The sequence below is a fragment of the Prosthecobacter sp. genome (assembly GCF_044222565.1).
In the GTDB taxonomy this organism is placed as follows: domain Bacteria; phylum Verrucomicrobiota; class Verrucomicrobiia; order Verrucomicrobiales; family Verrucomicrobiaceae; genus Prosthecobacter.
On record NZ_JBGANA010000016.1, the window covers coordinates 84983 to 93945 of the forward strand.

General features: G+C 60.2%; 7 protein-coding genes. 3 read left to right on the forward strand and 4 right to left on the reverse strand.

The annotated features are described in order from the left end of the window. Positions 1-96 precede the first annotated feature (96 nt). The 3 genes from rpoN to ACILSR_RS21850 all read right to left on the reverse strand — a co-directional run bounded on the left by rpoN (position 97) and on the right by ACILSR_RS21850 (position 4815). The gene (gene rpoN, locus ACILSR_RS21840) at positions 97-1515 is read right to left on the reverse strand and encodes an RNA polymerase factor sigma-54 (protein WP_395751921.1); all 1419 of its coding nucleotides are present in this window, start codon (positions 1513-1515) and stop codon (positions 97-99) included. 167 nt (positions 1516-1682) lie between these two features. Next, positions 1683-2693, reverse strand: a complete 1011-nt coding sequence (locus ACILSR_RS21845; RefSeq protein WP_395751922.1) for a hypothetical protein — start codon at positions 2691-2693, stop codon at positions 1683-1685. 154 nt (positions 2694-2847) lie between these two features. Continuing rightward, positions 2848-4815 carry a phospho-sugar mutase gene (locus ACILSR_RS21850; protein WP_395751923.1) on the reverse strand — a complete coding sequence of 656 codons (1968 nt, stop codon included), beginning with the start codon at positions 4813-4815 and terminating at the stop codon, positions 2848-2850. A 385-nt stretch (positions 4816-5200) separates the two neighbouring features. On the opposite strand from ACILSR_RS21850, the gene ACILSR_RS21855 reads away from it, so the two are divergent. The 3 genes from ACILSR_RS21855 to ACILSR_RS21865 all read left to right on the forward strand — a co-directional run bounded on the left by ACILSR_RS21855 (position 5201) and on the right by ACILSR_RS21865 (position 8257). After that, positions 5201-6271: an SPFH domain-containing protein gene (locus tag ACILSR_RS21855; protein ID WP_395751924.1), complete on the forward strand. Its 1071-nt coding sequence runs from the start codon at positions 5201-5203 to the stop codon at positions 6269-6271. A 47-nt stretch (positions 6272-6318) separates the two neighbouring features. Next, on the forward strand, positions 6319-6747 hold the full coding sequence (locus ACILSR_RS21860) for a hypothetical protein (protein WP_395751925.1): 429 nt from the start codon (positions 6319-6321) through the stop codon (positions 6745-6747). A gap of 469 nt (positions 6748-7216) precedes the next feature. Beyond that, positions 7217-8257 (forward strand): hypothetical protein, encoded by a 1041-nt coding sequence (locus ACILSR_RS21865; protein WP_395751926.1) that lies wholly within the window; start codon positions 7217-7219, stop codon positions 8255-8257. 47 nt (positions 8258-8304) lie between these two features. On the opposite strand, the gene ACILSR_RS21870 is transcribed toward ACILSR_RS21865, so the two are convergent. Beyond that, on the reverse strand, positions 8305-8823 hold the full coding sequence (locus ACILSR_RS21870) for a hypothetical protein (protein ID WP_395751927.1): 519 nt from the start codon (positions 8821-8823) through the stop codon (positions 8305-8307). Positions 8824-8963: the final 140 nt, after the last annotated feature.

Sequence of the window (8963 nt, forward strand, 5' to 3'; positions counted from 1 at the left end):
GCTGGGATGGCTCCGCCATCGGGAAGAGCGCGGAGTGCATGTCCTGTCAGGACAGCGGTGAAGCTCCCGAACTTGCCCCGTGTCTCGAACGTCAAATTACGAAAACGACTTCCGCAAATGGCTCGGCAGGATGTTCAGCGCTTCGCGGTACTTCGCCACGGTGCGGCGCGCGACTTTGATGCCTTGCCCATCCAGCAGCTTCGCGAGCTTGTCGTCGCTGAGGGGCTTGTGCTTGGGCTCGTTCTTGATGAGTTCGGCGATGGCGTTTTTGACGCTGGTGTTGCTCAAATCATCGCCTGACTCGGTCTTCACGCCGTGGGAGAAGAAGAACTTCATGTCGAACACGCCATGCGGGGTGGCGATGTATTTGCCGGCGATGGCGCGGCTGACGGTGGTCTCGTGCACGCCGACTTCATCGGCCACGGTGGCCATGTTGAGGGGGCGGAGGAAATTGGTGCCTTTCTCCAAAAACTCGCGCTGATACTTGAGGATCTGCGTGGCGATGCGGTGGATCGTCTGCTGGCGCTGATGGATCGAGCGGATCAGGAACTTGCCGCTGCGGATTTTGTCGCGCACGTAGTTGCGCACCTCGCCGTTGTTGCCGGGTGCGCTGAGCAGGTCTTTGTAGGTGTTGCTGATGCGCAGATGCGGCAGGTCGTCATTTGTCATCACGGCCACCCAGTCGCGGCCCTGACGCTCCACCACGACGTCTGGAGTGACGTAGTTGTTTGAGGAGACGGCGAAGCGCTGCGCTGGTCGCGGATCGAGCGTGCTGATGAAGTCCGCCGCGCGCGAGATCTGCTCCAGCGGCACGCCGAGCTTGCGGGCGAGGATGGGGTAGCGCTTGTTGGCGAGGTCGTCGATGTATTGATCCACCAGACGCCAGGCGAGGCTCTGCTTTTTACCGAGACGGTCCAGCTGCACCATCAGGCACTCGCGCAGATCTTCCGACCCGACACCCACGGGATCAAAACTCTGCAGCAGCTTTTTGGCGCTGATGAGAACATCAATCGGAATGCCGTGCTGCAGGCTGAGATCATCGATGCGGGTGTTGAGAAACCCGCGGTCGTCCAGATTTCCGATCAGGAACTCCACGTGCGGTGCCAGGCTCTCCTTGGCGTCAGAGGTGTGGAGCTGGGAGAGCAGATGTTCCTGCAGGGTGGTGGGCGCCACGATGGAGTCCATGAGGAACTGCCAGCGCTCCTGGTCATCGCTGCGGTGCGTGGCGGTCTGCTGCCGGCTCTGCTGCCAGTATTCGCGCCACTCGTCGTCCATCTGGGTCAGAGCGTCGATGTCGCTGTCATCCACGCTGCGGTCGTCCGGATCATCGGGAATAGCGTCCTGGATGGAGGTTTCAGGCGCTTCGAGCTCCAGCACGGGATTGATCTCGATCTCCTGCTGGATGATCTGTCTCAGCTCAAGCGTCGGAGCCTGCAGAATCTGCAAACTCTGTTGCATCTGCGGCCCAATGGCGAGCTTTTGCGTCTGTAACTGCTGGAGTCCGTGGTCGGCCATGAATGGTTGGGAAGACAGCCAAGCGCTGCCCCAACAGCTATGCAAGCAAACATCGGGCCAGAGGCTCGTTTATTTTAAATTTCGTCAAAAGAGCCGCTGCTGGCATAAAAGCAGAAATCCCGGCTGAGGCCGGGACTTCTGAGGTGACTTCGCTCGTGTCGAAGGCCTCACGGCACCTCGAAGACCTTCTGGGTCGTGGGATCGAGTGCCAGCGAGCCGCTTTCGAGCCCGGTGATGTCGAGTTCCTTGTAGGGCGGGTAGGGGCTGATCACACGCCCCGGCTTTGACGTTTTTTTGCCCTTCAAAAACGAACCCGATGAGCCGCTGGAAGAAGATGAGGTGGTGGGAAACTCCTTCGGAGCGGACTCTGAGCGCCGAGTGGTCGTCTGGGGCGGCGGCGGGGATTCCTTCACCGTTTCCTTCTTGGGCGTCACCGGAGCGGAAGTCTTGCTGCTGGTCCTCGGAGACGGGGGAGGCGAGTCCTCAATCTTCGGCGGGGTGTAAGTGCGCTTGCTGCTGCTGCTGGAGGACTTGGTCGATGAAGCCGGTGCAGGAGGGGTGCTCTTCGTGCGGGATGAGGTGGAGGGCTGCTGCGGAGGCACCGTCGATTGCTGCTGCTGAGGAGGGTAGCTGTAGCGTGGCTGATTCTGTGACTGCGCCTGCGGCTGCTGCTGCGGCGGATACTGATAGCCCGGCTGCTGCTGAGGTGTCTGGGAGTAGCCTGGAGGAAGCTGCTGCGGGCTGTAGCCGGACCCGGGCATGGGGTAACCCTGCGGAGATTGCTGGGGATAGCTGGGGACGGACTGCTGGCGTGGGCTGGCATCCAGACTGTAGCCGCCCTGGCCATAACCACCCTGCGGGGGATAATCATATCCCGTGGGGTTCTTGCCATAAAACAGGCGGCGCGCCATTTCGCTCAGGCGCTGGCCAAATTTTGGCAGAAACTGGATCGGGCTCTCATACTGCGAAGGCGGCTGAGAGTAGGGGTAGCTCTGCGGCTGTTGCTGCTGGTAATAGGGATTGGCAGGCTGGCTGTACGGCTGCTGCGGATATCCACCTTGGGGCTGCGGGTAGTAGCGCTGTTGCTGCGCCGTGGCCGTCGAAGCCAGCACAGTGACAGCACAGAAGCCCAATCCGAATGAGCTGATCAGCCCTCTGTGAGTGGATCGAAAGTTCATAATGGTTAATAGTTCTTAAATTCGAGAGAACTTCAAGCCACATTTATGGCGCTCCGTTCCCACGGATGAGATCGTATCTGGATAGACGAATGCGGCTGAAGTTTGTTCAGCCGCATCGTCAAATGCCTCAAATATCATTGAACGGCGCGTGTCCTTACTGCGCCAGACGGGCGTCGATGTCCTTGTCCAGCCAGGCCCACATGGAAGCCAGTCCGTCGGAGACCTTGGTCTTGGCGGCGGCGAGTTCCTCGGCGCTGAGGCTCTTGCCTGCGGCGGGGACGCTGCGGCCAAACATGTAGTATTTGATCTTCGGCTCGGTGCCGGAGGGGCGCACGGCAAAGCTGCGGCCGTCAGCCAGATCCACAAAGAGCATCTTTTCCTTCAGCACCACATCGCCTTCTTCATCGGTGATCTCGTCCTTGCGGAAGTCGCGCACCTTGATCACGGCGGAGCCATCCACTTCCTTTGGCGGATTGCTGCCGTAGCTATCTGCCAGCTTGGCGATCTGAGCGGCACCGGTGGCGCCTTCGAAGACCTTGCTCTCGTTTCTTTCCAGGAAGTAGCCGACTTCGCAATACACCTGGTCGAGCAGCCCGGCCACGGTGAGACCCAGGCTGGCGGCGTAGGCGGCCAGTTCGGCAAACATCACCACCGCACCGTTGCCGTCTTTGTCGCGGCTGAAGTCATCGCCCATGTAGCCGTAGCTTTCCTCACCGCCGAAGATGAGGAATTTGCTGTGCTTCAGGCGTGCGGCGCGGCTCTCCACATTGTTCAGGTCGCGGTAGCGGCTCTGGATGTCCGCAGGCAGCGCGGCCTCGTATTTGGCCAGCTTGGCGCTGATCCATTTGAACCCGGTGAGCGTGTTCACGCAGCCCACGCCAAATTTCGCGGCGATGGCGTCCTGGAGCGGGCTGGTGACAAAGGTCTTCAGCAGCACGGCATGGCTCTTGTTTTCAGGCGTGAGGATGCCCAGCTCAAACATGGTCTTGGTGCGGTACCAGGCCATGAGGGAGCCGACCTGGTTGCCGGTCAGGAGGACCATTTCTCCAGCGGCATTGCGCACGCCCACGCCCATGCGGTCGCAGTCGGGATCGGTGCCGATGATGATGTCCGCGCCTTCCTTGTTTGCCAGATCGACCGCCATTTTCAAAGCGGATGCGTTTTCCGGATTCGGCGACTTCACGGTGGGGAAGCGGCCGTCCCGCACGTCCTGCTCCGGCACGGTAAGGAAATTGAAGCCCAGCTTTTTCAGCAGCACTGGCACCAGCACACCACCGGTGCCATGCAGCGCGGTGAAGACGATCTTGAGCTTCTTGGCCTCCTCTTTCTGCAGCAGTTCGGGCTGCAGCATCATGGTTTCCACGCGGGCGAGGTATTTCTGGTCCATCTCATTGGCCAGCGTGGTGATCTTGCCGCGCTGGGCTTCGGGGAGGGCTTCGTATTCCTCGCCTTTGATGGCGTTCACTTCCTTGATGATGCCCGTGGCGTGCGGCTCCACGATGCCTGCACCGTCGTTGAAGTTCACCTTGTAGCCGTTGTCATGCGGCGGGTTGTGGGAGGCGGTCAGCATCACGCCCGCGTCCGCACGGAGCTGGCGCACGGCAAAGGACATCTCAGGCGTGGCGCGGCAGTAGTCGAAGAGGTAAACGTTGGCGCCGTGGTCCGTGGCGATCTTCGCGCAGAATTTCGCGAACTCCGGCGAGAAATGCCGTGTGTCGTGCGCGAAGACGATGCTCGGCTTGCCGCTCAGCTTGGCATTGGCGCGGTAGTTCTTGATGTAGGTCACCAGGCCGCGGGTGGCGCGGCTGACGTTGTAGAAATTCATCGCGTTCGTGCCCACGCAGGGGTGCTCCGGGCGCTGGTCCTCCGGGGCGCTTCCGCGTTCGGCCTTCGTCACATTTCGGCCCACCGTGCGTCCGCGCAGGCCGCCGGTGCCAAATTTGAGCGCCTGGAAGAAGCGGTCGTTCAGCTCATCCCACTGGCCCGCCGTGGCGAGTTCCTCGATGCTGGCTCGGTACAGCGGGCTGTCGCTGGCGGCGAGCAGGGCGCGGATGTTGTCATGACTGGCGGCGAGGAGTTGCCCGGAGGAGGCGGCGGCTTGGAGTTGATCGGCAAGGGACATATGAAATATCAATCTGAACCGGACCTTTAAGGAATCAAACGGCAAAGCGCTCAGCGCCGCCTGAGGGATGCTTTATCTGAATCCTGGGAGCGCGGCATTCCAATGCCGCAGCAACCCCGCAAGCAGGTGCACACTCCGCGCTGACCTCTAGCCCTGGGAGCGCGGCTCTCCGAAGCCGCAGCAACTCCGCAAGTAGCAAGGCGCTCCGCCTTCGCCGCAGGCTCATGCTTGCCACCCGCTGCGGACTCGGAGGTCCGCGCGCCTGGGGCGCCGTTGCGCTTACAAACTCCCGCGCAGAATTGCACTCGCCAAAAGCAAGCGCGCTCTCTAAACTCGCCTTCGTTCCCAGCCAAACCACAACGCTAACTCTCACCTCTCTACGATCATGGGCCTGATGGATTACCTCAAAGGACAGTTTCTGGAAATCATCCAGTGGACTGACGACTCGCGCGACACGCTCTCCTGGCGCTTTCCGGATGAGGACAAGGAAATCAAGCGCGGAGCGCAGCTCATCGTGCGCGAATCGCAGGTGGCGCAGTTTGTTTACCTCGGCGAATTCGGCGACACCTTCGGCCCCGGCAAGCACACGCTGAGCACGGAGAACATCCCCATCCTCTCCACGCTCAAGGGCTGGAAGTACGGCTTTGAGTCTCCCTTTAAAGCGGACGTGTACTACGTCACCACCCGACTCTTCACCGGCAACAAGTGGGGCACCAGCAACCCCATCATGATGCGCGATCAGGATTTCGGCATCGTGCGGGTGCGCGCTTTTGGCACCTTTGATTTCCGCATCAGCGAGCCCAAGCTCTTCCTCAAGGAAGTGGCTGGCACAGACAACCAGTTCCGCCTGGATGAATTTGCCGACACCATGCGCAGCCGCATCGTCAGCGTGTTCACTGACGCGCTTGCCACTGCCAAGGTGCCCGTGCTCGACCTCGCCACCCGCTACTCGGAGCTTGGCGAGGCGCTGCTGCCCATCATCAACCCTACTACGCAGGGCAAGTACGGCATTGAGATCACCAGCTTCATCCTGGAAAACGCCAGCGTGCCGCCAGAAGTCGAGGCCGCCATCGACAAACGCAGCAGCATGGGCGCGATCGGGAATCTTAACGACTACGTCAAATTCCAGATGGCCGAAGGCATGGCCAAAGGTGGCGGTGGCGCAGCAGGTTCCGCCGCGGAAATCGCCATGGGTTTTGGCATGGCGCAGAACATGATGGCCCAGGGCGTCTTCAATCCCAATCAAGGCTCCAGCCCTCCGCCGCTGCCGGGTGCAGGGGCTCCGCCGCCTCTTCCTTCCGCAGACATCCTCACCCCTGCCCAGGTGGCGCAGACCCTCGGCGTCGCCGAGGCAGATGTCCTCGCCAGCATTGAAGCGGGCGACATCAAAGCCAAGAAGATCGGCACGCAGTTCCGCATCACCAAAGCGGCGCTGGACGAGTTTCTGGCGAAGTAAGCGCGCGGGCCATGACACCTCGTGTGAAATGCCGAAGGTGCTCCGCAATGATTTTGGAAATCACCGCGAGCACCAACGGCGGTTTCTGCGGTCAGTGTGTGAAGACGCAGCGCGCGGGTTATCGTCTACGACCGGTAACCTCATTCTTTAAGGATCTGGTGGGTCTGGTCGTGTTCCCTTTTGGCGTTCTAGCCTGGGTGCTTCGCACGGCATGGCTGCATTGGCGATTTCCATTCGACCGCTCCGCGCTGCGAACGGCAATCCGAGCAGGCATGGGTGATGAGGACTTCGTCTGGTCGTATTTGGATGGCGTGGTCGAAGGCTACTGGAAATCGACGCCCGCAAACCAGGCAATGTTTACATCAAACCGTGCACGGTTATACGGGGAAGAAGACGGCGGCCGACTGCGAAGGGGCGAAATCGCTGTTTCAGACATTCCCACCCGCAGGCCTCCGTGGATGAGCGAGGCGAATTAATCGAAGGTTTGATCAAGATGGAGTGCAATCAAGCACTCAAGTTAAAGGACAGTCTGTTGCCTCCGGACTCCGAGTTCTGTGGGGCTTTCAAGGCTTTCCATGCAGCGCGCTCCGCTGGTTGCCATGCATCTTTGTCCGATTGCCCATGGAAACCGCCTTCCGTGCTTCATTCTGCAACTTCGCTCCACTTGCTGCGCTTTCCTGCAACGTCTCTTTTCCCCTCGGTTTCCAGTTTCCCACCCTAAGCACAGCAGTTTGGAAACTGGCAACCATCGTCATGCGGAGAGGTTGCTTCGCTCCCAGAGTCCACCCATGGCAGCTCTCGGCTTGGCATGGAGGAAGAAAAAGAATGCAGGCAACGGCTTGCGCGACATCTGTCCGGCCAGCGACACCGACCGCTTGTCGTCGGCTGACATTGCAAAAGTTCGAAGGTTTTCTCCACTCGACAAGGCGCCAAGGCTCTCACTGCATGAAACTCAAACGCACCCTCATTCTCGCAGCGGCGGTGCTGCTCATCGGCTGGGCGGTTCTCGGCCGGCGTGCTGCGAGCATTGAGCCATTGCCGGAGTCTGAGGTGGAGCAGACGGTGACGGAGAAGGGGACGACCTACAAGCTGCACAAGGGCCGACTCTACCGCGTGCAGCCGCTGTCTGGCAGGTGGGAGCTGGTGCAGCAGTTTTATGATCCCGACTACTACGCGAAAAACTACGTCGAAAAGAATGGCACCCTCTTTCGCAAGGGCGCGGAGGGCGAACTCGTGCCGGTCAAACGAGCGTTTGCGGATGACTTTGAAGGGACTCAGCGGCTCGTGGATTTGATCAGCCTTCAGCGCGGTTGGACCACCTGCGAGCTGCAATCCCCCAAAACACCGGGTGTGAACGACTACGTGAAGCTGCGGAATCGCATTCTAAAGGGAGAAGGAGACTTCCTGGACAACCGCATCGAGCCCAGCGTGGAACTGGTGCACGGAGGAAAGACGGCGCTAAAGTGCGTGGCGGTGCCGCCAAGTGCTGGGATGGTCACCGCAAAAGCATCGCTTTCCACGGAGTTGATGCATTTTGTGAAGGGAGATGATGTGTGGATCTCCCTTTGGTGCCAAGTGCCCAAGGGCAGCGGCATGCCTTTCACGGTGCTGGACCTCGAAACTACGTGGCTGCACCAGCACCCGGGGATGCGCATCGTCATCTCGGGAGGCAAGCATGCCTGCTTTCAACTCAAGGGCTTTGACCAGCCCTACTATCGCCAGCCACAGGGCAGGGAGGTGATCTTCCCCACCGGTCAGTGGGTGCATTTGCGCGCACACCTGGGGCTCACCGAGAAAGACGATGGCGTGATCGAACTATGGCAGGATGAGCAGAAGATCATCGACACACGCGGGAAGACGCTGGTGCTGGCGCATGCCATCTACAACAGCATCGAGATCGGCATCAGTGCTTACAATGAGCAGGGAAAGACCGCAACGCTGTATGTCGATGATTTCTGCATCTCGGATCAGCCCATCAAGGACTGATCCAGTCTCAGTGCCTCAGGAATGGATCCCCATTCCTGCTCTGTTGCTTACCAGCGGAAACGCTCGCGCAGGGTAGGCTCATGGTGGTGGGACAAGCCCAGCAGAGCACCGAGGGTGAGACCGATGGCGAAGGCGCCGAGCACGGTAGGCACGGGGTTTTCACGCACATACTTCTTGGACTGGTCCAAGGTTTCTCCAGCGCGTGCAGCGGCGGTTTTATACAGATCTTCGGCGCGGTGAGCCGCGGTGTGGTAAACGTCTTCGGCACGACTCGCTGCGGTGTTATAGAGTTCCTTGGCGGTCTGGCCGGCGTGCTGGGCGGCATCCTTGACGACAGCATAGCCATGCTGAGTGGCGTCTTTGGCGGCGGCGAGACCATTTTGAGCCGCATCCTTGGCGGCAGAGATGCCGTTCTGAGCGGAGTTGGCGGCGTGCTGCGCCAGGTCTTTGGCGGCATAGCCGGCCTGCTGGGCGGCGTCTTTGGCGTTTTGCGCTGCCTGCTGGGCGGATTCCTTGGCGGCCTGGGAATGCTGGTCGTAGGCGAGGGTGTTGGTGTCAGTGCTCATGGGGATAATTGTTGTTCGAGCAGTCATCGTCTCTGCCCGCAAAGTCGAGTGTCTCAAAATTTACCAACTGTTCCCCTGAGGGTGAGATCAGGCGCTTTCACCTGGCGGAGCGTGCCACCCAAACGCCAGGTGCCGGTTTC